Origin of the sequence: Paenibacillus sp. UNC499MF, assembly GCF_900107975.1 — a bacterium.
GTDB lineage: Bacteria > Bacillota > Bacilli > Paenibacillales > NBRC-103111 > Paenibacillus_F.
Window position 1 is genome coordinate 409,418 of sequence record NZ_FNVF01000002.1, and the last position, 25,902, is coordinate 435,319.

General features: G+C 54.9%; 24 protein-coding genes. 15 read left to right on the forward strand and 9 right to left on the reverse strand.

Annotated elements, in window-relative coordinates; translation table 11 throughout:
• Positions 1–57 precede the first annotated feature (57 nt).
• From C4S74_RS06985 to C4S74_RS07050, 14 genes are all read left to right on the forward strand, one after another.
• Positions 58–759, forward strand: a complete 702-nt coding sequence (locus tag C4S74_RS06985) for a 3D domain-containing protein (protein ID WP_103994622.1) — start codon at positions 58–60, stop codon at positions 757–759.
• Positions 760–918: 159 nt separating this feature from the next.
• Positions 919–1,959, forward strand: coding sequence for a cell wall-active antibiotics response protein LiaF (liaF, locus tag C4S74_RS06990; protein WP_103994623.1), 1,041 nt, complete (start codon positions 919–921; stop codon positions 1,957–1,959).
• Positions 1,960–1,971: 12 nt separating this feature from the next.
• Positions 1,972–3,009 carry a sensor histidine kinase gene (locus C4S74_RS06995; protein WP_103994624.1) on the forward strand — a complete coding sequence of 346 codons (1,038 nt, stop codon included), beginning with the start codon at positions 1,972–1,974 and terminating at the stop codon, positions 3,007–3,009.
• A complete protein-coding gene (locus C4S74_RS07000) occupies positions 3,006–3,668 on the forward strand; it encodes a response regulator transcription factor (protein ID WP_103994625.1) in 663 nt (220 codons plus the stop codon). Before C4S74_RS06995 ends, C4S74_RS07000 begins: the two co-directional genes overlap by 4 nt.
• Positions 3,669–3,786: 118 nt before the next feature.
• Complete coding sequence (locus C4S74_RS07005; RefSeq protein ID WP_103994626.1) at positions 3,787–4,200, forward strand: YugN family protein; 414 nt, start codon at positions 3,787–3,789, stop codon at positions 4,198–4,200.
• Between the two features lie 225 nt (positions 4,201–4,425).
• A complete protein-coding gene (locus C4S74_RS07010; RefSeq protein ID WP_103994627.1) occupies positions 4,426–6,030 on the forward strand; it encodes a S1C family serine protease in 1,605 nt (534 codons plus the stop codon).
• A gap of 200 nt (positions 6,031–6,230) precedes the next feature.
• The gene (locus C4S74_RS07015) at positions 6,231–6,920 is read left to right on the forward strand and encodes a response regulator transcription factor (RefSeq protein ID WP_103994628.1); all 690 of its coding nucleotides are present in this window, start codon (positions 6,231–6,233) and stop codon (positions 6,918–6,920) included.
• A complete protein-coding gene (locus C4S74_RS07020; RefSeq protein ID WP_103994629.1) occupies positions 6,921–8,441 on the forward strand; it encodes a cell wall metabolism sensor histidine kinase WalK in 1,521 nt (506 codons plus the stop codon).
• A gap of 45 nt (positions 8,442–8,486) precedes the next feature.
• A complete protein-coding gene (locus tag C4S74_RS07025) occupies positions 8,487–9,443 on the forward strand; it encodes a 4-hydroxy-3-methylbut-2-enyl diphosphate reductase (RefSeq protein ID WP_103994630.1) in 957 nt (318 codons plus the stop codon).
• Positions 9,444–9,475: 32 nt separating this feature from the next.
• Positions 9,476–10,027 (forward strand): DUF2062 domain-containing protein, encoded by a 552-nt coding sequence (locus C4S74_RS07030; RefSeq protein WP_103994631.1) that lies wholly within the window; start codon positions 9,476–9,478, stop codon positions 10,025–10,027.
• Positions 10,028–10,289: 262 nt separating this feature from the next.
• Positions 10,290–11,333: a 3-deoxy-7-phosphoheptulonate synthase gene (gene aroF, locus C4S74_RS07035; protein WP_103994632.1), complete on the forward strand. Its 1,044-nt coding sequence runs from the start codon at positions 10,290–10,292 to the stop codon at positions 11,331–11,333.
• 234 nt (positions 11,334–11,567) lie between these two features.
• Positions 11,568–12,992, forward strand: a complete 1,425-nt coding sequence (glnA, locus tag C4S74_RS07040) for a type I glutamate--ammonia ligase (RefSeq protein ID WP_103994633.1) — start codon at positions 11,568–11,570, stop codon at positions 12,990–12,992.
• 165 nt (positions 12,993–13,157) lie between these two features.
• Complete coding sequence (locus tag C4S74_RS07045; RefSeq protein ID WP_103994634.1) at positions 13,158–14,468, forward strand: DUF1800 family protein; 1,311 nt, start codon at positions 13,158–13,160, stop codon at positions 14,466–14,468.
• A 16-nt stretch (positions 14,469–14,484) separates the two neighbouring features.
• Positions 14,485–15,714: a DUF1501 domain-containing protein gene (locus C4S74_RS07050; protein ID WP_103994635.1), complete on the forward strand. Its 1,230-nt coding sequence runs from the start codon at positions 14,485–14,487 to the stop codon at positions 15,712–15,714.
• A 182-nt stretch (positions 15,715–15,896) separates the two neighbouring features.
• Here the strand turns inward: C4S74_RS07050 and C4S74_RS26825 are convergent, their stop codons facing one another.
• Positions 15,897–15,998 carry a YjcZ family sporulation protein gene (locus C4S74_RS26825; RefSeq protein WP_219819044.1) on the reverse strand — a complete coding sequence of 34 codons (102 nt, stop codon included), beginning with the start codon at positions 15,996–15,998 and terminating at the stop codon, positions 15,897–15,899.
• Between the two features lie 224 nt (positions 15,999–16,222).
• Here C4S74_RS26825 and C4S74_RS07055 point away from each other — a divergent pair, with 224 nt between their 5' ends.
• The gene (locus C4S74_RS07055; protein WP_103994636.1) at positions 16,223–17,029 is read left to right on the forward strand and encodes a YheC/YheD family protein; all 807 of its coding nucleotides are present in this window, start codon (positions 16,223–16,225) and stop codon (positions 17,027–17,029) included.
• A 144-nt stretch (positions 17,030–17,173) separates the two neighbouring features.
• Here C4S74_RS07055 and C4S74_RS07060 read toward each other — a convergent pair whose 3' ends face one another.
• The 8 genes from C4S74_RS07060 to C4S74_RS07095 form a co-directional block, all read right to left on the reverse strand.
• Positions 17,174–18,376, reverse strand: a complete 1,203-nt coding sequence (locus C4S74_RS07060) for a YheC/YheD family protein (RefSeq protein ID WP_103994637.1) — start codon at positions 18,374–18,376, stop codon at positions 17,174–17,176.
• Between the two features lie 280 nt (positions 18,377–18,656).
• Positions 18,657–19,424, reverse strand: coding sequence for a C40 family peptidase (locus C4S74_RS07065; RefSeq protein WP_103994638.1), 768 nt, complete (start codon positions 19,422–19,424; stop codon positions 18,657–18,659).
• Positions 19,425–19,450: 26 nt separating this feature from the next.
• On the reverse strand, positions 19,451–19,975 hold the full coding sequence (locus tag C4S74_RS07070) for a C40 family peptidase (protein ID WP_103994639.1): 525 nt from the start codon (positions 19,973–19,975) through the stop codon (positions 19,451–19,453).
• Between the two features lie 220 nt (positions 19,976–20,195).
• The gene (locus C4S74_RS07075) at positions 20,196–21,548 is read right to left on the reverse strand and encodes a YheC/YheD family protein (RefSeq protein ID WP_103994640.1); all 1,353 of its coding nucleotides are present in this window, start codon (positions 21,546–21,548) and stop codon (positions 20,196–20,198) included.
• 83 nt (positions 21,549–21,631) lie between these two features.
• Complete coding sequence (locus C4S74_RS26420; protein ID WP_103994641.1) at positions 21,632–21,817, reverse strand: CLC_0170 family protein; 186 nt, start codon at positions 21,815–21,817, stop codon at positions 21,632–21,634.
• A 30-nt stretch (positions 21,818–21,847) separates the two neighbouring features.
• Positions 21,848–23,077 carry a Ger(x)C family spore germination protein gene (locus C4S74_RS07085; RefSeq protein WP_103994642.1) on the reverse strand — a complete coding sequence of 410 codons (1,230 nt, stop codon included), beginning with the start codon at positions 23,075–23,077 and terminating at the stop codon, positions 21,848–21,850.
• Positions 23,058–24,164 (reverse strand): endospore germination permease, encoded by a 1,107-nt coding sequence (locus C4S74_RS07090; RefSeq protein WP_103994643.1) that lies wholly within the window; start codon positions 24,162–24,164, stop codon positions 23,058–23,060. Before C4S74_RS07090 ends, C4S74_RS07085 begins: the two co-directional genes overlap by 20 nt.
• Positions 24,157–25,818, reverse strand: coding sequence for a spore germination protein (locus C4S74_RS07095; RefSeq protein ID WP_103994644.1), 1,662 nt, complete (start codon positions 25,816–25,818; stop codon positions 24,157–24,159). Before C4S74_RS07095 ends, C4S74_RS07090 begins: the two co-directional genes overlap by 8 nt.
• Between the last annotated feature and the right edge of the window lie 84 nt (positions 25,819–25,902).

The window sequence follows — 25,902 nt, forward strand, 5'->3', positions numbered from 1 at the left end:
TGTTTAAACTCTTTTAAAATTGGACAAACTCTTATAGTAGGGGGAGGTATCGAACATATGTTGCCTGATTCAAGCAATCCGACCAAATGGTTCAGTATGGTTATGATGTTGAACATCGCTCTTGTCTTGTGCGGTCAAGATCAAACAAGTCTGACAGGATTAACAGATACAGCGGCACTCGAGAAAAAAATCGCTCCGGCGATTTCGGGATTAGTATCCCGCCAGAAACCTGAAACTTCCGAGCAGCCCGTCCAGTCACAAAACGGAACCGGCGAGGTCCAAGCCGCATCCAGCCAGTCACGCAAGATCAGCTACAAGCTGATGCCCGATTCCAGTCAAGATTTATCCCAGTACAAGGCGGTAGAAGTGGTAGCGACCGGCTATTACTCGGGAATCGAATCGACCGGCAAAAATCCGGGGCACCCGGATTACGGCATTACCAAATCCGGCATTAAGGTCAAGCGGGACGAGCATTCCCTGTCGACGATCGCGGCGGACCCGAAAGTGTTCCCGATCGGAACGGTCCTTTATATACCGGGTTACGGATACGGCATCGTAGCCGATACCGGCGGAGCCATCAAAGGCAAGAAAATTGACCTTTATTATGAAACGAAAGACCAGATCTACAAAGAATGGGGCAAGAAAACAGTTAATGTCTTTGTCGTCAAAGAAGGTACAGGCAAAGTGACCCAGATGATCTGGAACCAGCTCGTCCAGGAAATTTTTAAAAACAATCCTGTCGATACACCTGAAGCCTAAACTTTTCACATATACCGCACAAGAAGCGTCTGCGATTTCCGCAGGCGCTTTTTCTCGGTCTCGGGACCGAGTGAGGAATCAACCCTTTGTCTCTTTTCAGAAAAGATAGAGGGAGGTACACTTAATTCATGAAAACGAAATTCAACGGGGGAATTAGACATGAACGGTTCTATGTGGGGAAGATTGGCGGGGGGCTTTCTCCTGATTGCGCTCGGCCTGCTGTTTTTTCTGAAGCAGCTCGGCTTTATCTCCTTGAGCTTCAGGGAGCTGGTTTCCACCTTTTGGCCGCTCTTTCTGATCTATGCGGGACTGATGAGCGTGCTTGTCAACAAGGGGAGGCAGGACGGAGCCTGGGGGCTTATCCTCATTTTGATCGGCGGTATTTTCCAGGCCCGGAATCTCGGATGGACTCCGTATTCGCTCGGGGAAATGTTTCAGTTTCTTATCCCGGTCGTCCTGATCCTTTTCGGAATCAAAATGATTTTCGGCCGGAGAAGCTCCCGCCGTCACGATTCGGAGTATGGGGGAAGCCGGGACGGTCACGGGCACGGAGCCGGGCACGGGCATTGGGGAAGCGATTGGGAACGTAAACTGGAGGACAAGTGGGAAGAAAAAGCGCGCAAATGGCAGGAGAAAATCTCCAGGCGCGAGGCAAGACGCGGCAGGAAAGCGGACTGGAAAAACGGCGGCGTTTACCCGGAAGCCGGAGAGCCCGGCGGAAGTGCAGGCTATGCACCGCCTCCTCCACCGCCTCCACCTCCACCGGGGGGAAATTCTTATGAGCGCGGGCCGGACTACCACTATGTGAATTCCTACGCCCCGCCCCAGAACAAATCGGGTTTTATCGGCGACGTGTATATGGGGCAGGATTACTGGGAGCTGACCCCGCTTAACATCTCGCACTTTATCGGCGATACCTCGCTCGATCTGACAAAAGCGAGCATTCCGATGGGGGAAACGCGGATCAATATCTCGGCGTTTATCGGGGATGTGAAGGTGTTCATCCCGAGCGATCTCGACGTGGAGATCAGCGTGACGACGTCTTCTTTTATCGGCGATATGAATGTATTGGAGCGGCGCGAGGACGGAATCATGCGCTCGATGAATTACCGGACGCCTTACTATCAGGAAGGCGCCAAAAAAATCAATCTTCACGTATCGATGTTCATCGGAGATATCGTCGTGAAGAAGATGGGTTAGGAGGCGGGGCGCATGGTAAAGCTGTGGAGCATGAAATGGCAGCTTATGCTGTACTTTCTGGCCTCCAGCCTTTTGACCCTCGGCATTCTGGGCTTTGCGCAGCTCTACATGCCCTGGGAAACGGCAGGCGGCGGGTGGAAATTCAGCCTGGCCGTTTTTGCCGTGCTGCTGGGACAGGCGGTCGGTTTCGTGGCCTCCCGCACCTTCCAGCGCAAGGTGGATGTGCTGCATATCGCCATGCTTCAGCTGGCGAAAGGCAACTTGAAGGATCGGATCCAGATCGATCCTATCGATTCGTTCCATCCCGTTTACAAATCGTTCAACGAGATGGCCGGGGCGCTTGAAGAGCGGACGCGGCTGCTGCAGGAAATGGGCGAAGAACGCTCCGTGATCGAGCACGGCTCCGTCGAGACGGCGGTGGTCGAGGAACGCCGGAGGCTGGCCCGGGATCTCCACGATACCGTCAGCCAGGAGCTCTTCGCCATTCACATGTCGGCTTCCTCTCTGCCCAAGGTGATCGGGCATAATCCCGACGTCGCCACCCAGCTGATGGAACAGCTGATCCAGATGTCGCATCACGCCCAGAAGCAGATGCGGGGGCTCATTTCCCAGCTGCGTCCGATCGAGCTGGACGGAAGTACGCTGGAGCAGGCGCTGGAAAAATGGTTCCCGGAATACTGCCGGGCTCATGAGCTTCAGGGCCGGCTCGATGTAGAGACCGAGCAGCCGATTTCCGAGGCGATCGAGCATCAGCTGTTCCTGATCATCCAGGAAGGGATGGCCAACGTCGTCAAGCACGCTTCCGCAACGGAAATCGAGCTGAAGCTGCACGATTCGGGGCGCCAGTATGTGCTGCAGCTTGCGGACAACGGCAAAGGCTTCGAGCGGAGCGCGATATCGTCTGCCTCCCACGGCTTGTCCACGATGCGCGAACGCGCGCAGAAGCTGGGCGGAGATGCCGAGGTCCTCAGCGGATCGGGCAGTGGAACGACAGTCCGTGTACGGATACCTAAATTTGTGAAAGAGCCGAAAGGGGAAGCTTCGCTGTGAAAGAACAAGTAAAGGTGATGATCGTGGACGACCATGATATGGTAAGGGTCGGTCTGCGCACGTATATTATGCTCGATGAGGAGCTTACCGTCGTTGAGGAAGCGGCAAACGGGGAGGAAGCCCTGCGCAAGCTCGAAGCTCTGGAAGCCGGCGATATTCCGAATGTAATGTTGATGGATCTGACCATGCCGGTTATGAACGGGATCGAAGCGACCCGGGAAATTACCCAGCGCTTTCCTTCTATTAAAATCATCATGCTGACCAGTTTTCTGGAAGAAGACAAGGTCGTTCAGGCGGTTGAAGCGGGGGCGATTTCTTATGTGCTCAAAACGATCTCCTCGGAGCAGCTGGCCCAGGCGATCAAGGGGGCGGCGACAGGCATGCCGGTCTTAAACCCCGAAGTCTCGCTGGCGCTGACCCGCGGACTCCGTCAGCGGTCGGCGCAGACGGAAGACGAGGGGCTGACGGCGCGCGAGCGTGAAGTGCTTTCCCTCATTTCAGACGGCAAATCGAACAAGGAAATCGCCGAAGCGCTGCACATCAGCATCAAGACGGTGAAGACGCACGTGAGCAATCTGCTCATGAAGTGCGAGCTGGACGACCGCACGCAGCTGGCTATTTACGCGCACCGCAAGGGCTGGGCCGGCACCGGGGCATAACGCCGGACTTCGTATCACCCGGCCGTCCTTTTTCCAGCGGCTCATAAAAGAAGGCGGAAATACGCAACCTATGGCTGCGCGGGTTCATTGAACGGCGCGATGAAGAGGAGGTTGCCTTGTGAAAGCTTTGAATTCCTCACTCCAGGAAACGGTAGAAGCGTTCGACAATGTCCGGGATTATTTGCACACGTTCGAGTTTACATTAGGCGGGAACTGGGAATATGATCACGGGTCGTTCGACCGTTATCTGGATGAGGCCCACAAAGTGTGGCTGCGCATCCCTTTTGAAGTGACGGAAGGGACTCTGGACGGCGATACGGACGAAACCGACGCGATGGTCAAGATCGGGACGCCTTACGTGCTCAAGCATGTATACAATGAAGGCAATGATCCCGAAGCCCATATGATGACGGTTTCCGCGCTTGTGAACCAGTTTCAGACTCCGCTAGATCCGGACGCCGAGATCGAAAGCGAGTGGATCGGCAAAGCCGAGAAACTTCTGCGGGATGTCGAACAAAAGTGGCTCCACTGAATTTTTTGCTCCATGGTTTTAGTTAAATGGACCCAGATCGACAAGATGCCGGCCGGAGAGCCGGCTTTTTTACCTCCATTTTATTGAATTTTAAGGTTTGCTTAAGGAAGGAAGTCCATTATAAAAGTACAGAGACGGTGAACAACACGGATTACAAAAAAGCCATCATGCCAACCGTCCTTCGTTTTTTACCTTTTCCTAACTTTTATAAATGGAGGAATTGCCATGGATGACTATAAAAAAGAATTCGGCCCAGGCCCCAGCAACGATTCGGATTTAAACCGCGACCGTGATCGCGAGCGTGAACTGGAAAGACGGGAGGCCGGCCATGAAGCGGGATATGACTCCGGGCGCGAAGAAGCGACGGCGCAGGAGAAGCCTTCCTACTACTACTCTTACGGCCCGCACAAGACGGGCATGAGCGAGGAAACGCAAAGAACCGAATCCGACACGACAGCCTATTCGAACCGTGAAGGATCGGAGCCGGTGGAAGTGACGCCTCCGAAGCCGGTAAGATCGTTCTCCTTCAGCCGGGACGGCGCATCGGCGCCGAACGGAGGCTGGAACGGCAGCGGACCCGCCAAGAAGCGTTCGTCCCTCCGCAGCGGATTCGCGGCTTTCCTGGCCGGTGCGGTCGTCGTAAGCACGCTGATGTTTGCGGCCGACAAAACGAACCTGTTTACCGGCAAACAGCCGATGACGCTGCCGGGCGCGCAGCCGAACTCTTCTCAGACGGTAGCGGCGGGGAGCGCAAGCAAAGTTTCGCTGGATTCGGCCCGCCCGGACAATATCGCCCAGATTTTCGCCCAGGCAAGTCCGGCAACCGTTAAGATTGAATCCTACGTGAAGTCGAAAAGCAGCTCCCAGCGCAATCAGATGAACGATCCCTTCTACCGGTTCTTCTTCGGTGACCAGGGAGATTCCAAGCAGGGCAGCGGTTCGGGCAGCGAAGGCGCCCTTCAGCTGGCAGGCAGCGGAACCGGTTTTATCTTCGAGAAAAGCGGCTACATTCTGACGAATGAGCACGTCATCGACGGAGCCGATGAAATCCGCGTAACCGTTCAAGGTTACGATAAGCCGTTCGTCGCCAAGCTTCTGGGCAACAGCTACGATCTTGACCTGGCCGCGATGAAAATCGAAGGCGACAAGGATTTCCCGATTCTGCCGATCGGTAAAGCGGACAGCCTGAACGTGGGCGACTGGGTCGTCGCGATCGGGAACCCTTACGGATTCGACCACACGGTGACCGTCGGCGTACTCAGCGCCAAAGAGCGCCCGATCACGATTCAAGATGAGCAGGGCACGCGCAACTACAAGCACCTGCTGCAAACGGACGCTTCCATTAACCCCGGCAACTCCGGCGGCCCGCTGCTTAACATGAACGGTGAAGTGATCGGGATCAACACGGCGGTAAGTTCGCAGGCACAGGGAATCGGGTTCGCTATTTCGGAAAGCACCTTCTCGACCGTGCTGGATAACCTGAAAAACAATGTGACGATTCCGAAGGAGAAAGCTCCGTACATTGGCGTGAGCCTCCAGAACGTGGATAAGGAATGGGTAAGCGAGCTGAAGCTGCAGAACACCGAAGGTGCGATTGTGGCTGAGGTTACGCGCAAGAGCCCGGCTTTCCAGGCGGGAATGCGCCCTTATGACGTCATCGTCGACGTGAACGATCAGAAAGTGACGAATTCACAGGACGTGACGACCAAGATTCAGGCCCTGAAAGTCGGGGACAAAGCCAAAATCGGCGTGATGCGTGACGGCAAACGGGTTGAAATCAGCGTCACCGTCGGAGACAAGAACGCAGCGGATACGACCGAGAAGAAGTAACGGTCGGACTGCCGCACATGCGGAGCAGAGAACGGCAGCCATGCCGCGCTCTGCTCTTTTTTTCGGCGGCTTTTCCCGGCTTCCAAGGCGGAGAACGTCCAAGATTTTGCTCCAACGCCGAATTTGATACAATAGAGGGTAAAAGCGACCCGCAAGGCTGCCTGCAGCCCCAATCCATCTACAGAAGGGTGAAATCATTCATGCGTGAAACGATACTGGTTATAGATGACGACGAAAAAATTACGTCCATGCTGCGGCGCAGCCTTGCCTTCGAGGGCTACACGATCGTAACGGCCAACAACGGCAACGACGGCTTGAAAAAAATGCTGGAGCAAGAGCCTCACTTGGTCATCCTGGACGTGATGATGCCTGTCGTCGACGGGTGGGAGGTCTGCCGGCGCATCCGCGAAGGCGGAAGCAGCGTACCGATTCTCATGCTGACGGCCAAAGACGAAGTCAACGACCGGGTGAAGGGGCTTGATCTCGGAGCGGACGATTACCTCATCAAGCCGTTCGCGCTGGAGGAACTGCTGGCCCGCGTCCGGGTGCTGCTGCGCAGACGGAACGAACGCGCCGAGCAGCCGACGAACCGGCTGCATTACGACAACATCACGCTGGATCTGGATACGCGTGAAGTGTTCCGCGAAAGCCAGCTGATCGAGCTTACGACGAAGGAATTCGATTTGCTGCACCTGTTTATGCAGAACCCGAAGCGTGTGCTTTCACGGGATATTATTATGGAAAAAATCTGGGGCTACGATTACAGCGGGGAATCGAATGTACTGGAAGTGTACATCGCCCTGCTCCGGCAAAAAACGGAGGAGTACGGCCACAAGCGCATTATTCAAACCGTTCGCGGGGCCGGTTATGTGCTGAGAGGAGAGAACTAGATGTCTATCCGCCTCCGGCTGACGCTGTGGTATTCCGGCATTTTGTCGGTCACGCTGCTGCTGTTCGGCTTCGGCCTTTATTTATTTCTCTCTTTTTATATTTATAACGATCTTGAAAAACAGCTGGACCGCACCTGGACGGAAACGTACGAGCGGATCAAGCCGCTTGCCGCTCCTTCGATACGGGGAAGGGTTCCGATCAAGCTGGAGCTCGATAATGTGGACATGTTTTCGGAAAACACGCTTCTTCAGCTTGCCAGCCTGAACGATAAGGAAGGCCCCGTTATTCACGACCGGTCTTCCGTGCTGAAAAATCTGGAGCTGACGCTGCCCATTACGAACAATGCGGCGCAGAAGCTGCGGGGCAAAGATTCGCTTGTCGTGGAGCGGCTGAACCTGAAGGTGACGGATAAATCGTACCCGATTATTCTGGTCAGCCGGGGATTCGACATCACCGACCCGGTCACCGGAAATAAGCTGACCCGGGGCGTGCTTCAGGTCGGAGCGACGATCAACTACTACGAGAACTTCTTCAACCTGCTCCAGTATACGCTGGCGATTCTCGCCATGCTGACGGTGCTGATCGCCGGTACGCTTGGCTGGTTCCTGGCGAGGAAGGCTTTGCGTCCTATCGAGCAGGTGATCGTGGCTACGCAGCAGATCGAGAAGGGCACGGACCTTGACAAGCGGATTCTGTACGACGGGCCCGAGGACGAGATCGGGCGGCTCACCGTCACGATCAACAGCATGCTCGGGCGGCTTCAGCTCGTATACAGCGAGCTGGAAGAGGCGTACCGCGCCCAGCGCCGTTTCGTCTCGGACGCCTCCCACGAGCTGAGGACGCCGCTGACGACTATCCGCGGCAACGTGGAGCTGCTCGAGAAGATGTGGAGCCGCACGCTTACAACCGGGCAGGGCGGCGGCCAGGACCAAGAGCAGATGGAGATGTCCATCGAGGCGATGCAGGATATCGCCGGAGAAGCTCACCGGATGAGCCGGCTCGTCAACGACATGCTGTCGCTGGCCCGTGCGGATGCCGGTTTCGAGATGGAGCGGCAGCCTCTTGAGCTGAGGCCGCTCGTCGAGGAAGTCGCCCGGCGCGCCCAGTTTCTGCCGCGTCAGGTACAGTGGGAAGTGGGAGACCTTGACCCGCTGACGGATGTGGTTGTGGTCGGCAACAAAGACTATGTCCAGCAGCTTTTGTTCATTTTTATCGAAAATGCCTTCAAATACACCGAGCAGGGCAGCGTCCGGCTGGATGCGCTCCGTTCCGGGGATCAGATCGGTCTGCGGATTGCGGACACGGGAATCGGGATGGACAAGGAAGAGGTGCCGCACATCTTCGATAGGTTTTACCGGGCGGACGTGTCCAGAGGAAGGACGGCGGGCACCGGACTCGGCTTATCGATCGCGAAATGGATTATCGACGAGCATAAGGGCTCCATTGAGGTAAAAACCCGTACAGGAGAGGGCTCGACCTTTATCATTTGGCTGCCCGTTGTCTTTCTTCCCGTCTCCTGATCGGCTATAATGAAGGTAGGAACGACAAAAAAGGTGGTGCATTCGTTGAAAGTCGTCAAAATTTCCCCAAGGGGCTATTGTTACGGCGTGGTGGATGCAATGGCGCTTGCGATGCAAACCGCCAAGAATCTGGATCTGCCGCGGCCGATTTATATACTCGGTATGATTGTTCATAACTCGCACGTAACCCGTTTCTTCGAAGACGAAGGGGTGATCACGCTGGACGGTCCCAACCGGCTCGAAATTCTGGAGCAGGTGACGGGCGGCACCGTTATTTTTACGGCGCACGGCGTTTCGCCGGAAGTTCGCCGCAAGGCGCGCGAGAAAGGCTTGACGGTTGTGGACGCGACTTGTCCGGATGTGACGAAAACACACGATCTGATCCGCGAGAAAACGGCGGAAGGATACGAGATTATTTATATCGGCAAGAAAGGCCATCCCGAGCCGGAAGGCGCCGTCGGCATCGCTCCAGAGCACGTCCATCTGATCGAGACGCTGGCGGATGCGGAGGAGCTGAATATCGCTTCATCCAAAATTCTGATCACCAATCAGACGACGATGAGCCAGTGGGACATCAAGCATATTATGAAAAAGCTGCTGGAAAGCTTCCCGACGGCCGAAATACACAACGAGATTTGTCTGGCGACGCAGGTCCGCCAGGAAGCGGTCGCGGAGCAGGCCAAGGAGACGGACCTCGTCATCGTGGTCGGCGATCCCAAAAGCAATAATTCGAACCGGCTGGCCCAGGTGTCGGAAGAAATCTCGGGCGTTAAAGCATACCGGGTTTCGGACGTGTCCGAAATCGACAAAAGCTGGCTGATGGGCGTCCGTACGGTCGGAGTCACTTCCGGCGCTTCCACGCCGACTCCGATTACGAAGGAAGCCATCGCGTATCTGGAGCAGTTCGATCCGGCCGACCCGGCTACATGGGGTGTTACACGGACCGTGAATATGAAGAAATTGATCCCGATGGCCAAAACAAAGGCTGCCGCCGCCGAATAACCGGCCTAATTTACAGGATAGGATGAGGCACTATGCAGGTTAGTGAAGGGGCGCTCCGGAAAAAGCTGGATCTTAAACAGATGGGGCGCTGGTTTAAATACAAATATCTTCTGCTGCTTCGCGCCAAAGGCGGGCCTTCGATGGTCGCCACCGGATTCTCAATCGGACTGGCCGTTGAAATGTTCACCCTTCCTACGGTCGGACTGGCTTTTTTTCTTATTTTTCCTCTCGTTTGGCTGCTGCGGGGTAATTTCGCGGGTGCGCTGATCGGGTTCGTGTTCGGTAAAATCATTTATGTGCCGATGGCAATCCTGTTTAACAAACCGGTCGGTTCGCTTGTCGTTCCTCCGGGCTTCAAGGAGTATCTGATTCACCACGTTCCCGCCTTTCTGGCGAACGTTCTGAAAGGAAGCCTGGAACTGATCGTCGGCGGAATGATCGTGGGGGGTATTCTCGGCCTGATCATGTATTTCCCGATCATGCTTCTGCTGAGGCTTCACGCCAACCGCCGCCGGGACAAGCGCAGAGTGCGCAAAGAACACCAGCATGCCATGGCATCAGGGCTTCCCGGCGACACGGATTAACTTACGCATCCGCGTACACATAGACACGGAACCCGCCGCAGGGATATATGGCTTTATGTTTATTTACAGTGGTTTTAACAGGGCTCCGGCCTTCATAGGAAAATAAGCACAAGCAGGCTTGACGGATAATCGTCAAGCCTGTTATTATTATTTTATCGAATTACTTTAATGGATAAAAGCATAAAAGCTAAAAAGCTTAAAAGCAAACAAGCGTTGAAGCGTCGAGGTAAAACTAAACCCAACCATCAGGAGCGTGAACGGAATGATCGTAATTCTTTCAAATAAGGTAGAGGAAGCACGGATCCAGGAAATCGTACACATTATCGAGAAGCATGAAGTGAAAGCGCACGTATCGCATGGAGAAGACCGTACGGTTATCGGCATTATCGGGCAGGCCGATCCGGTATTGGCCGAGCAGCTTCGCCAGTTGAACGGAGTCGAGCAGGTTGTTAAAATCTCAAAGTCCTACAAGCTGGCGAGCCGCGACTTCCATCCGGCGGATACGGTCATCCGCATCAAGGACGTGGAGATCGGCGGCGATCAGCTCGTGGTCATGGGCGGCCCTTGCGCCGTCGAGACTCCCGAACAGATCGACGAGATTGCCCGCCTGGTCAAAGCCGCGGGCGGTCAAGTGCTTCGGGGCGGCGCCTTCAAGCCGCGCACGGGCCCTTACAGCTTCCAGGGCGTCGGCGTGGAAGGGCTCGTCATGATGGCGGAAGCCGGCCGCAAGCACGGTCTTCTCACGATTACGGAGGTTATGACGCCGGAATACGTGGATGTCTGCGCGGAGTACGCCGATATTCTGCAGGTGGGCACCCGCAACATGCAGAATTTCGATCTGCTGCGCAAGCTGGGCTCGATCCAGACGCCGGTGCTGCTCAAGCGCGGCTTCAGCTCGACGTACGACGAATTCCTTAATGCGGCGGAATACATCCTGGCGGGAGGCAACCCGAATGTGATGCTCTGCGAACGCGGAATCCGAACATTCGAGACTTATACCCGCAACACGCTCGATCTGTCGGCGATTCCGGTGCTTCAGAGCTTGAGCCATCTGCCGGTCATCTCCGATCCGAGTCACGGAACTGGACGCCGCGAGCTGGTCGAGCCGATGACGAAGGCTTCCGTGGCCGCCGGCGCGAACGGCCTGATCATCGAAATGCATACGGATCCGGACAATTCGATGACCGGAGACGGCGTGCAATCCCTTTTCCCGGATCAATTCGCCAAGCTGCTTCAGGATTTGGAGAAACTGGCTCCGCTTTGCGGCAGAAGATTCGATACCGCCAAAACCCCCGTGCTTGTCTGATTCGACAGGTTGTCCCTAAATCCCCGAAATTCCCTCAAAAACAGCCTAAAAACCGGAGAAATCCGGTTTTTTTATTTTTCATGTAACATTACCTGACATTGATTAAAAAAATACCTGACATGAGTATTGACGATGTTTCTTCGGCCGCTATATAATATGAAAAAAGATCGAATGAAAACTGGAACATTACACAGGGGAAACAGTGTGAATGTACGGAATTAGGAGGGTTTACACATGTCAGTACAGGACGTTTTGAACATCATCAAGGAAAAAAACATTGAGTGGATCGATTTTCGTTTTGTGGATCTTCTAGGTAAGGCGCACCACATTTCTCTCCCGGCTTGCGAAGTCGAGGAAGAAACTTTCGAGAACGGAGTTGCCTTTGACGGTTCCTCCATTCATGGTTTCCGCGGCATTGAAGAGTCGGATATGGTCATGATGCCTGATACGGAGTCGGTTTATGTCGATCCTTTCACAGCCCACCCGACGCTGATCGTTATGTGTAACATCCACACGCCGGACGGCGAGCGTTACGAGCGCGATCCGCGCAGCATCGCACAGAAGGCGGAAGAATTCCTGCAAACAGCCGGCGTAGGCACGACGGCGAACTTTGCTCCCGAGTCCGAGTTTTTCATTTTCGACGATGTCCGTTACGAAAGCGGCATGAATACCTCCTATTATTCCGTTGATTCCGAAGAAGGCGCTTGGAACACAGGCCGCAAAGAAGAAGGCGGCAACCTGGGCTTCAAAATCGGCGTTAAAGGCGGCTACGTGCCGGTTCAACCGGTCGATACCCAGCAGGACATCCGCAGCGAAATGTGCCGTCTGCTTCAAGAAACGGGCCTTCGCATCGAGCGTCATCACCACGAAGTGGCGACAGCCGGTCAAGCGGAAATCAACTTCCGTTTCGATACGCTGACCAAAACAGCCGATAATCTCATGAAATACAAATATATCATTCACAACACGGCGAGACAGTACGGAAAAGTCGCAACCTTCATGCCGAAGCCGCTATTTGGCGACAACGGATCGGGAATGCACGTGCACCAAAGCATTTTTGACGGCGACACGCCTCTGTTCTACGACAAAACCGGTTACGCCAACCTGAGCGAAATGGCTCTGCACTACATCGGCGGTATTCTGTACCATGCCCCGGCTCTGCTCGCGCTGACGAACCCGTCCACGAACTCGTTCAAACGTCTCGTTCCGGGTTACGAAGCACCGGTGAACCTGGTGTTCTCCAAAGGTAACCGCTCCGCGGCGGTCCGTATTCCGGTTGCGGCCGTAACGCCGAAAGGCTGCCGCATCGAATTCCGTACGCCGGATTCCACGGCTAACCCTTACCTGGCATTCGCGGCCATGCTGATGGCCGGTCTGGACGGCATCAAGAAGAAAATCGATCCGCGCGCGCTCGGCTACGGTCCGCTGGATAAAAACATCTACGAGCTGTCCGACGAAGACAAGTCCGAAATCCGCAGCGTGCCGGGCACACTGGACGAAGCTCTTGACGCTCTGCAAGCCGATCACGACTTCCTGCTGGAAGGCGACGTGTTCACGCAGGATTTCATCAACAACTATGTCGACATCAAGCGCGGCGAAGCGAAAGATGTTGCGATCCGCATCCACCCGCACGAGTACTCCTTGTACTTCGGCTGCTAATTACCTCTCTTTTCTCCTCACTCAAAGCAGACAAAACTCCCGGACATTTCCCAAATGTTTCGGGAGTTTTTGTTTTCCTAACATTCTCTTAGCATGTTCCTAAATCGAATGTCATATTTTGGGTATATAATAGATAAGAAGTAAAAGAATTAGGTGGTGTGCAGCATGAAACCCTGGACCGAAAAGGAAGTCCTTCACCTTCTGGGGAGAGCTTCTTTTTCCGCTACGCCGGGAGAAGTGGATAGATGTCTGAAGTTAGGCCGGGAAGAAACAGTCCGCAGGCTCACCTCGGGCCGGCCTCTGGCCGACGGAGCCGCCTCCGCTCTAGTTTTCTCGGAGGTAAAAGCGGACGAGAAACCGCTGATCGTAACGGGAGTGGGCGACCAGCAAACGTATTGGCTGTACCGGATGATCGCGTCACCGGCTCCGTTGGTGGAGAAAATGACCCTGTTTTGGCACGGACACTTTGCTTCGTCCCAGTATAAAGTGAGCGATATTAAGCTCATGGTGCGCCAGAACGACCTGTTCCGGCAGCACGCCCTGGGCAGCTTCCGCAAGCTGACCGAAGAAATCGGCCAAGACCCGGCCATGATGCTGTATCTGGATTCATATACGAATCAGAAAGGGAGCCCCAACGAGAATTACGCCCGCGAGATGATGGAGCTGTTTACACTGGGGATCGGCAATTACACCGAACAGGATGTGAAGGAAGCGGCAAGGTCCTTGACGGGATGGAACTATAACCGGAAAACCGATATCGTCCAGTATCAGGAAGCGCGGCACGATGCCGGACATAAGGTTTTTCTGGGCGAAGCGGGATATTTCGATTCCGCGGATGTGGTTCGCGTCGTCTTCAAGCAGGCGGCGCTTCCGAAGTTTCTGGCGACGAAGCTGCTCCAGTATTTTGCGGCGGAAAACCCGCCCGATGCCTGGATTGAGCGGGTCGCCCGAAATATTTCGAAAATGCCGACAATCGGGGACGTCCTGTACGATTTGTTTGTTTCCGACGAATTTTACGAGGAAGCCTACCGTCTGTCTCTTGTCAAAAATCCGGCGGAGTACGTGGCGGGCACCATGAGGACGCTGGGACTTCCCTTAACGGCGGCTTTCCGCGCGAGTATGGGGCTTATGGGCATGGAATTGTACGCTCCGCCGGATGTGTCCGGCTGGAAGGGAGGGGCTTCCTGGCTGGCGACAAGCCGCCTGATCGCGCGCTACCAGTTCGCCGAGAAGGTAGCCAAACGCGTCACGGAAGACCAGCTCCAGTCTTTGGTCCCGCAAGTTGCGCCAGCCGGTCCCGAAGCGTATGTGGAGGGCTGGAGGCGCGGCATAGGGATGGCTCCGCTCGGCAAGAACACGATGAGTGTGCTGACGCAGTACGCGGCGGAGACGATCGTGAACTCGAAAAAACCGGCCGGGGGCAAACGGAGCCTGCTGCAGCTTCTGCTCATCAGCCCGGAAGCACAGATGAAGTGAGCGGAGGACTGCGGATATGAATTTGACGAGAAGAGACTTTCTGATCAAGGGGACGGCGCTGATAGCGGCGATCGGCATCGGAGGCCCCCTGCTCTATGCGGACAGTAAAAATATACTCAAGCCCGGACCGCCGGCCGGCCCGAAAGACAGGGTCCTCGTTGTCGTCCAGCTTTCCGGCGGGAACGACGGCCTTAATACGCTGATTCCCTACGGAATCGGAGCCTACCACGATGCCAGGCCGCGTCTTCGTCTCCAGCAGCACGAGGTGCTGGACATCAACGGCCAGATCGGCCTGCACCCGAGCCTGTCGCAGCTTCACGGGCTGTATCAGCGGGGCAAAGTGGCGATCGTGCAGGGGGTAGGCTACCCGAAGCCCAACCATTCCCATTTCCGTTCCATGGAAATCTGGCATACCGGGGAGCCGGAGAAGCGGATCAGCGACGGTTGGCTGGGACGCTATGCTTTCTCGTCCCTGGATACGGCGAATCCGCTCCGGGCCGTCCAGCTCGGGAAGACGGAGACGCGGGCTCTCCGCCACGACTCCATTTCGCTTCCCGTCGTGTCGGCGCTGGATTCCTACAAGATCTTTACCAGCAAGCCCCCCGATCCGGAACGGGGCCGTCTGAACAAGGCTTTCCTGGATATGTACAACCTGAACAAGCAGGCGGCTCCTCTGCGGGTGACCTGCTCCAGCGGGATCGAAGCTTACCGGAGCGTGGAAGCCATCGGCTCCCTGAAGCCGGGTTATACGGCGGGCGCCCCGTACCCGGACAGTTCATTCGCCAAGGACTTGCAGCTTGCCGCGCAGCTCATGGCGTCCGGTTCCGGCACCCGGGTGTTCTACACCCAGCTGGGACCGTTCGACGACCATGCCAACGAGAAGGCGCATCATGCCGCCATGCTGTCTACGCTGGACGGAGGACTCGGCGCCTTCTACCGGGACCTGGAAGCCCACGGCCTCCAGGATCAGGTCATGGTCATGGCGTTCTCCGAATTCGGGCGGCGAATGAAAGAGAACGGCAGCGGCGGGACGGATCACGGTACCGCCGGGCCTGTTTTTCTGCTGGGAGGCGGTGTGAGCGGCGGCCTTTACGGGGCTTATCCGAGCCTCACGAAGCTGGATAAGGGAGATTTGAAGGCGGAACTCGACTTCAGATCGGTGTATTACACCGTCGTGGAGAACTGGCTGAACGGGGACGCCCGCAGTGCGGTCGGACGCTTGTACGAGAAGCTCTCGTTCGTGTAGGCTTCGTGCCGCGTGCCCGCTTCCTTTCAGGTAGCCAGAAGGCAGCCGACTGTACGGTAGGCATGAACTTATCTTGGCTTCCGGCTTCCGGTTTGAGCCGTCTGCCCCGCATACAAGAAAGACCGTTCCCTCAAGGGGGACGGTCTTTTTTTTCGTTCAAGGTGTCAGCCGGTTAGAGCTGATTAGTAAAGGAACGCTTTGCTGATGATAACCAGCAGAATGAACAGAACCAGAATGGCACCTGTGCTTGTAAAACCTCCGCCGTATCCGCCAACTCCTGACATTTCGCATGACCTCCTTCGTAATGGAGTACGTGATATCGTATGCGCCGTGATACCGTAAGGTCTGGGTGGGCACTGCCCAAGTATGCGGGCGGCCCGGAATCCGCACGTTTTACCTTCTGCGGCCGTATGATAGAACAGATGAATAAATCTAACCAAACCGCCGGTTTACTTGCCGGTTTTCGCTTACACGTCTATTTGCATATGGAGAATACGGGAGGCTGGCCATGGATTCACAAAACGTTCTGCCCAATACCAAACTGGGTAAAACCCAATTTCTGAATCGGCACTCGGAGCTGAAAAAGTATCAGCCAGATACGGCGCAGGCAACGAAAGATCATTTGTACGACTTTCTTAAGCGGTACCGGATGGTGTACGTCAAGCCGAACAATGGCACGGGGGGCCGGGGCATTTTCAAGGTGGAATACAGTCCGAAGGGCCGATACCGGTATCAGATCAATGAGACGAAAAAGAAATTCGACACGTACGATGAGCTTTACCGCACCATGTCCAAGTGTTTCGGGGACACGAAACATCTCGTTCAGCGCGGCATTAATCTTTTGACGAGCAAGGGCCGGCCTTTCGACATCCGGATCATGGTACAGAAAAATTTGCGGGGCGATTGGGAAAACACCGGCATTATCGGCCGTGTGGCCCACCCGGATAAGATCGTGACCAATTATCACCGGGGCGGAACACCGACGGAAATTTCGAAGCTTTTGAAGGAGTATCTAAAAAAGGAGCACGTGGCGGATTATGTGGCGAAGCTGAACCGGCTCGGTCATGAAATCGCCGAATACATGGAGACCGGTTATCCCAAAGTAACGGCGATCGGCGTGGATATCGCGCTGGATAACGAGCTGAAGCCCTGGATACTCGAGGTGAACACTAAGCCGGACGCTTCTATTTTCAAAAAGCTGGACGACAAAAGCATCTATCGGAAAATATGGAAGTACAAAAAAGCGAACCGGATCGTCATTCGCAGAAGAAGCGACGACAGAATCGCCAAATCCCAGCCTCTTACCAAAGTATAAAACGGGATCGGAGCCGCCGGAGAAGGCATATAAAAAAGGGTGCAGGAGAATCTCCTGCACCCCTTTTTTTACGCTTTAGCCGCAAGACCGCTTATGAAGGAACGCCCCGTCACATTTACGATCCGGAGACGAGGCGCCCGGCGGTTATTTTTCCTGCTCCTCCTCCTGCTGCTGATGCTGCTGATGCTGCTGATGCTGCTGATGCTGCTGATGCTGCTTCAGTTCCAGCTTCAGCTCTAGCTTCAGTTCTTGCTTCTTCTCCTGCTTCTGCTTCTGTTCTTGTTCGTTTAAATAAAGTGCGTACTGCAGCGGCCGGCGGATGGATTGCTGGTACAGATCTATGCGGCCCATCTTCTTGAACAGTTCGCGTCCCGGCTTCGGATTGACTTCGATCAGCCACACGCTGCCCTGCTTATCGATTCCGATATCGAGCCCGTATTCCAGCATTCTGCCGAAATGCTTCTCGATGACGGTGACGACCCCATGGGCCAGATCGTGGCACTCGGCGATGATCTCGCGTGTCTTCTCAGGCGTGAAACGTTTGTGCAGCACAGCTTCCGTGGAGGACGCGCGGCCGCCTCCGTGCAGGTTCGAAGTGGGATTGTTAACGCCGCCTATGCGCATGCCTTCGCCGGTCACTTCCCACTTACCCTTGTCGTTCTTCTGGATGAGCAGCCGCATGTCGGACACGTGGCCAGGGAGAAGATCCAGATCCAGTCCCTGCTGGATCATAAAGCTGCCTTTGCGTATTCTCTCCTGACGGACCCACTGGTTGAGCCAGATTGTGAGCGAGGCGAGGTTGCGGAAGAGGATGTTGCGTTTCGCATACCCTTTCGTCCGCCCGAGCAGTCTGTAGCCGCCCTTCACCCGTGAAATCTTCACGATGCTTTTGCCACCGGTTCCGTTTCCGGGTTTGATGTAAACAATCTGGTGTTTTTTGAACATGCGCACGAGGTTTTCGGCGTTATAATCGACGGTAGCCGGAATCCATTTCTTGAGTGCTTCTTCATTCGAAAAAAGCCGGGTCGCGCTCATTTTGTTCGTAAACGTATGGTTGGCGTACACAAAATGCTTTTGTTTGCGGAATTCGCTGTAGCCTTCCTGTGCCGTTCGGCACCGGTCGATCACAACGTCCGGCCAGGGGAAGATACGACTGGTCCAGCCTCCGTTTCCGTTGGGTATATAGCCGCGGACCTGTTTCTTATCCGGGAACGCATCTTTATGAGAGAAGATAAATACAGTGGCGCCTAATTTCTGGCCTTCCCTAACCAGCGAGCGAAAATAACCGGGTTCCTTGAAGGAGTGCCCCTCCCGCCAGGTGAGGATGCCGATTACGGGCTTTGCCATAACGATTCCCAGTCCCTTCTTGTTAAACTGTATTATCATATGGCCGGCGGGAGCGGTTTGTGAGTTTTAATAGGGGGCCGCCGCGCCTATCCTTCCCCGGGCGAGGCACGGTCTGGAATCCTTTGACATACAATGAATGTACGAGTAGGGAATGCGCGGCCGACCGACTGCCGTCATGCACGAAATACTGCGAGCGGGAACTGGGCGGGGTGCGGATAAGATTTCGGCGATACGCAAATAAACCGGGAGGCAAGCTCCCGGTTTTGAAGGCCGTAACGCATTATTTGAGAATGCGGGCCGATGCGACGTAGTGATTTTTCTGCCAAGTGTTGTTGAGGTCGCCGATAACGACGTCATCCTTCGTATTCACGTTGTGGATGAATTTGTTGTCGCCGATGTAGATGCCCACATGGCCGATTTTGTTGACGGTGTCTTTGTTTTTGGCTGTAGCCGTCGTGGAGAAGAAGACGAGATCGCCTTTGCGCAGCTCGCTTTTGCTGACGGGTGTGCCCAGCTTGTACTGAGCTCTTGCGCCCCACGGCAGATGGACGCCTTCTTTGTTAAACACATACTTCGTAAACGAAGAGCAGTCGAAAATAAGCTTCTTCGTATCGTTCTTGGCGTAACCGTACTGCACTTTACCCTCCAAGGACTTGGCGAACGAAAGAATGCTGTCCGCCTGCTTGCTCCAGGACGCGCTGCTGGAACCGGAAGTTCCAGGTTTAGAAGGAGCCGGAGCCGTAGAAGTTCCGCCGCCGACAACCTTTAAGTATAAGGTGGAAATATAGCCGGTTTGACCGTTATAGTTCACCTTGACGAAATACTTATTTGTATTTTCGAGCACAGTCAATTTGGTGCCTTTAGGCACGCTTCCGTAAATTTTTCCTTGGCTGGAATAAGGAAGTTGTTTCAGATATGGATTGCCTGTGGTAATAATAGTAGATGATGTAGTAATTGCTGGCGCCGTCTCTGCAAAGGCGGCGCCGGCGCTAAGACTGCTTCCTGCAAGAAGACTTAGTCCCAGAACAAGCTTGGCTACTTTTTTCATAGATTGAATCCTCCGCTGGTAAAGATTTATTTAATGACTCTTACTGCGGTCACGTAATGGTTGTCCCACCAGCCGGAACCCATGTTGCTGTATTTGACGCCTCCTTCTCCGTAAGTGTGCAGGACTTTATTATTGCCGGCATAAATCCCGACGTGACCGATGCGTTTAACGGAGCTGGCGGAGTATTTCATTGTTGCTCTGGTGGAGAAGAAAACAAGATCTCCCGGTTTCAGTTCGCTGCGTTTGATCTTTGTCCCGTTTTTGGACTGATCGCGTGCGCCGCGGGCAAGTTTGATGCCGTTTTGCTGATATACATATTGAACGAAAGAAGAGCAGTCGAAGGAGCTTGTGTTGCCTGTTTTGGCTCCCAATTTGTAAGGTCTACCGAGATATTTCTTGCCGAGTGTAAAAATTTTGTCGGCTTTCGCTTTAAAAGCGGTAGAAGAAACGGCGGCGTGCGTTTGCTGAGGAAGAGCAGTAAGTCCTCCCGAGAGGGCGATTGCGGCGCTCAGACTTGCGATGATGAGTTTCTTTCCTAGTTGTTTTTTCAATGTCTTGTACCTCCATCTCGTGATGTGTCTCAGTATAGCACACACAAAGATGGGGTTAATTGGATAAAAAAGCGCAAACCCAGACCTCGTCTGGGTTTGCGCCGTTTGATTAGAAAACTATTAGAAATAGCCGGAAAGGATCTAATGGACGAATGAGAAGCCTTACATTCTATTTTTTCTCGGCTATTCTCCGCTTATCTCGGATTCTCTCGCATTCTCATTAATGATTCGCCAAATACTTGGAGTAGCGGATGACCCTGCGGACGGACGGCCTGATCTTATTGCTAGTGCCCCCGTCCAGCGGGGTATTGTCGTTCTTGGACGGCTTTGAATTGACTTCGAGCAGCCATACCCGCCCGCCGGTATCGACAGCCAGATCAACCCCGAGCTCGCCGAACAGGGCGGGAATATGCGTCTGGATGCCTTCCGCTACGGCCAGGGCCGCTTTGCGGATCTGCGCCGAGATCTTCTTGTGCTCCGCGGCCGGCAGAGAGGTGCGGGCGAGCGCCTCCATGACCGTGCTGAGCGATCCGCCCCGGGCCAGATTGGAGACGAAGTGATTGGCTCCCGCAATCCGGGCGACGACGGACGTAATCGCCCATTCGCCCCGCTGATCCTTCTGGACCAGGGCGCGGAAATCGACGGGGCGGCCGTCGGCCTGCACGAGCTGAAGACCCTGCTGGATCTGGTAACGGCTCGTTTTCAGCTTTCCGGCCTGGGCGTTGAACAGCTTCAGCAGACTCGGATACACTTTCCGGCTCGTGCCGTTGAGCGTCGGAATTTCGCAGCTGTAGGATCCGCCGCCGAGGGAAGAGACGCGCAGGATGCCTTTGCCGAGGCTTCCCAGCACGGGCTTGAGGAAGACGGTGGCGTGCTTTTTGCACATCGATTGAAGCATGGCATAATTTTTGAAGAGATACGACTCGGGAAGAAAGCTTTTGCATGCCGCATCGTCTTTTAACGCCTGAAAAACTTCCGTTTTGTTCAAATATTTCTCGTTAAACACTTTGGCGCCATGGCTTGCTTTGGCGTCCCGGAAAAATTGCTGGACCTTCGGCCGGTTTTCCAGAATGCGCGAGGTGAGCCGGTTATAAATAACGGAAGGCATCGGGAAAGTTCCCTTTTTCCAGCCTCCGGAGGCATAATGCCAGCCGTTTATTTGCGAGCTTCCCGGCTTGATGCCGTCAACGGAGAAGAAAAACACGCGGGCTCCCTGCTCCTTGCTCGCTTCGTCCAGCTCTTTGCAAAAAGTCGTGATCCCCCCGAACAAATTGGGGGAGGAGGGCTGAAGCGTCTTGACGAGCACGCCGAGCAGCGGGTTGGAACGGCCTGCTTTGGCATGGATTTGTGCCTCAAGAAGATCTTCTTCGATCAGTCCGCCGGTAAGGCCGCTCTCCGGGGAGCGGGGAGCCGGACTGCCGGCGGCATCCGGGACGGAGACTGCTTCCTCCGGTCCCGTTGAACCGCCGATGGGCGGGGTCATGCTCTCGGAGGATCGCGGATCCACCCGGAGCAGTCCCGCCGGAAGTTTAGATGCTTGCCGCGCTTTGCGGGACGGAACCAGTTTGGCCATATACAATCCCCTTCTCCAAACGAATCTCCTGCAAGCAGTTTATTAGAAGGGGAGGGTTGTTGTGCCTGTACGCTGCCGCGGATTTACCAGACGATATATCGGAGGAAATAATGAGCCGCCAGCGACAGGAGGCCAAGCGCCAGCTGCACGATGCCCAGCCACATCGTCATCGTCTTTTCCTTGTGCCAGCCGCTTAGGGCATAAATACGCTTGTCGATCCAGAGGAGCATCAGCCCCGACACCGCAAAATAGCCTCCGAGATAATGCAAAAAGCCGATTTTAAGGATGGAAACCGCCTCCTATCTGTACTGCATGCCGGTCCGGTTGATACGAACCGTACACTGAACTTCGATGGGCAGATCGGCGTACTCGTCTTCCCATTTTTCCTTCGATCCGATACGAGCCGTCCAGTATCCGTGCTCTTTGGCCCGGATGTACTCTCCGAAGCCGAAAATATCTGATTTCATCCGCTGCGTTTTCCGGATAAAGTTGTTGATGATTTTGTTCACTTCTTTGCCTGTCGCTTCCTCGATTTTGGAGATGGCTTTTTCGTCGATAACAGTGTCTTCAAAGTACTTTTCCTCCAGATCCTGCTCCAGATAAATCATCACTTTAAAGCGGGGTGAACCGTTCTTCATTTCCAGATCAATTCTCGATTTCCTCAGGGTAGTAGACGACATGACCGGACCGATTCCCGGCACATTCACAAGCGGCGAGTAGCCGCCGGGATTCATCTGCTTGACGGACATAAAGGCTCCGATTTCCAGCGGCTCGGAGGTTCCTACCATTTTATTGTTGCGAAAAAGAGCCATTCCCCCGATCAGGATATTCTCTTTCTGGCGGATGTCGACATAAGGAAGATAACCTTCCTGCCCCTGCTTGGACTGGGTGCTCCAGAACGTCCCGATATAGTCGCGGGGGAACTTGCCGAGTTCGACCGATTTGTCGAGCATGGCCAGCACGTAGAGCGTCGGAACCCTTTCCAGAGGAGGAGCGACGTTAAGGAAGCGGGCCGCCTCTCCTTTGGAAATAAGCAGCCATGTTCTTCTGCGCACCTCGGAATCGCGTCGGAAATAGTCGTTGACGTGTTCCAGGGTGTCGTAGGCAACCTCTTCGCTGACGACGATTACCCGCAGGTGAATCAGGAATTTGGGATCGGCAATCTGCTGCTGCAGATTGTTCAGGGCGTCGTTAACCGTATGGCCGAACACGGTAACGACCCAGACCGGTTTGGTTGTTCCCTGTCCGCTCCCGCCGCCCCCTTCTCCGGGGCCGAGCGGAATGCGGCCGGGCACGGCGATAGAAGCGGTCACGCGGATCATTTTGTCCGCAGGAATCGGGTTGGGCTCCAGATGATTGACCCGGTCCTTGCTTTCAAGAGAGCCCGGATCAACCGCCCGGTCTATCGCCATGCCGAGAATAAGGGCACGGTCTTCGACCTCCTGCTGATCCCAGCATCCGGCCAGGAGCAAAGACAGCAGCGGTACGGTCAGCAGCAGAAGCGGCAGCCTAGCCCTTGTCGGGTGCATGGGCGACGCCTCCTTTGCCGCGTATGCCCGCTATAAGGAGCAGTGCGGACGGAATCACGATCATGGCGATCAGCCCCCACGGGAGGAGGTGAGTGCTTATCCTGTAGAGCTGGATTACGTTCTGCGGCATCATGGCCGCGAGAAACATGAACGGCATCAGGAAAGTCGCCAGCATCCGGTGATCCTTGAGCCCCAGTTCCTCTTTTATAATGAGGAGAATCAGATAATATCCGCTCAGGAGGGAATTAAAGACCGAAATAATCCAGACGACGAGGAAGATGGCGTCCATTCTTTCGAGGAATTCTCCCGGTATGATCGTCGCCCGTCCAAGCTCCAAAGTGGGCCAGACGAGCCGCCTAATCTCCTCTGCCCCGAATACGCCGACCGTGGTGATTACGATCAGCAAATAAAGTCCTCCCGAGATCGCCGTTCCGGTTAATCCGATCTTGAGCGCTTTCCGGGGGTTTCTCATACGCGGTACGATAAAGCTGTAGATCACCACGTTCCGGAACAGAGTGGTGATGCCCAGAGAACCGATCCAGAACGAGAAATCGGGATTGGCCGTAAAAGGCTGCAAATTCAGCAGTTCGACTTCACTGAACGAAAGCATCATGATAAACAAGGCGGGTCCCACCACAAAGGGGGTATAAAACGCGTGGATGAGCGTAAACGAGTACATATCTTTACGGGCGGACACCACGACGAGCAGCAGCATCATAAACAGGATCACTTCAAGCGGTGTCCGCCGCAGAACGAAAGTACCGGTAACCTCGCTGAACTCCCGGAAAGAAAAAGCCGTCGCGACGAGATAAAACAGCGCGATGACCCATAACAGCGTACCGGACGCCCACTTACCGAGGATCAGCCTGCTGTAAGCTACGGGTGACAGGTCCGGGAACCGCATTCCGAGCAGAGACCAAAGCATTACAAGCAGGGCTCCCAGCAGGATGCCCGCGGCTGTAACGAGCGGTGCGGCCGTTCCTCCCGCGGTTACGGCCAGCCTCGGAAGGGGGAGTATGCCGATACCGGCTATCGTGCTGATCAGGATGCACATGGCCTGCCAATTCGTTAACCGCCGTTCATTCATCGGGCACGCCTCCTTTATCCGGATCCTCGGGCATCTTGTCCCAGGAGTAAGACGGCGACCGGTAATACCGGTCGATGTGCAGGCGCCTTTTGGCCTGGAGCGATTTTAAATGGCCCGGCCTGTCGGTCATCCACCAGATCGGTCCGCGCAGCAGCGTATCCTTCCATTCCTGGGCGTTAAAAGGGGTGATGGGGCTCATATAGGGAACACCGAATGAACGGATGCTGAGCAGATGATTGGTAATGAGAATCATTCCGAACATGATGCCGTACAGCCCGAAGCAGCCGGCGAGCACGATAAGCGGAAACCGGAGCATCCGCAGGGCGATCGCCGCGTTGTAAGCCGGCGTAGCGAAAGAACCGACCGTGGTCAGGGCGATGATGACGACCGTAATGGGGCTGGAAAAACCGGCGGATACGGCAGCCTGGCCGATGACCAGGACACCCACGATGGAAAGCGCCCCGCCGATCAGCTGAGGCAGGCGGATGGTGGCCTCGCGCAGCACCTCCATGGAAATTTCCATCAGGAGCACTTCGATCATGGCCGGGTAAGGCACCCCCGCTCTGGAACCGGCGACGGCAACGGCAAAATCCGTGGGGATCACTTCCGGGTTGAAAGAAATGACCGCCACGTACAGCGAAGGAAACACCAGCGAAAACAGCAGCGCGACCAGCCGGATAAACCGGATCATACTGCCGATCAGAAACCGCTCCGTGTAATCGTCCACGGTCTGGTAAAACTGGCTGAACACAGTCGGCGCAATAAGCGCAAACGGTGAACCGTCGACCATAATAACGAACTTGCCTTCCAGCAGGGCGGCGACCGTCTTGTCGGGGCGCTCCGTGTTCTGAATCTGCGGAAAAGGGGAGAGCGGGTGGTCCTCGATAAACTGTTCGATGTACCCGGCATCCAGAATGGAATCCGTATCGATGGAAGACAATCGCTTCTTGGCCTCATGAATCAGGGCCGGCTGGGTAATTCCCTGAATGTAGCAGAGCGCCACCTTCGACTTGGTCACCCGCCCGATATGCATCGTATGAACCCGGAAGTCTGCGGTTTGCAGCCGGTACCTTATCAGGGCGATATTGGTCTGCAAATGCTCGATGAAGCCTTCGCGGGGACCTCGGATGACCTGCTCGGTCTGCGGCTGCTCAATCGAGCGTTTCTCGATTTTCCGTGTATCCGCCAGAAAGGCCGCCGCGATTCCGTCCACCAGCAGGACCGTTTCCCCCATAGTCAATTGGTCGATCATTCGGGCGGGGGCTTTTTCTTCCGTAATCCGGCTCACTTGAATGACCTTGTCCGTCAGGTAAGCGGCCAGCGATTCGTAGTCGACAATCCAGTCTTCCTGCTCCGTATGAGTCATAAGCGGCTTAATCAAATAAGAACGGATCATTTCCTGATCCGCAAAGGAGGAAAAAAATACGAGAGCGGCGGAAGTTCCCTCGAACAGCTGAAAACGGCGGACGGTCAGATCGTCGTTGTATTGAAGGACATCTTGAAGAAGCTTCAGATTTTCCTCGATCCCCGCGGAAAGTGTCCGGCCGCTCAAAATATCTTCTATATAAAGGCTGGGTACCACCATTTGCGGTTCGGGCATCGGAATGCCGGACAGCGGGCTGCCGGTTTTGCGGTTTTTCATCCAGTTCCACATCTTCGTTCTTTCCTCCTTTCTTGACGGTTCAGGGAAATGTACCGGACGGGCGGTCGTTCCTCAACAAGGAAAAATCACTTGTAT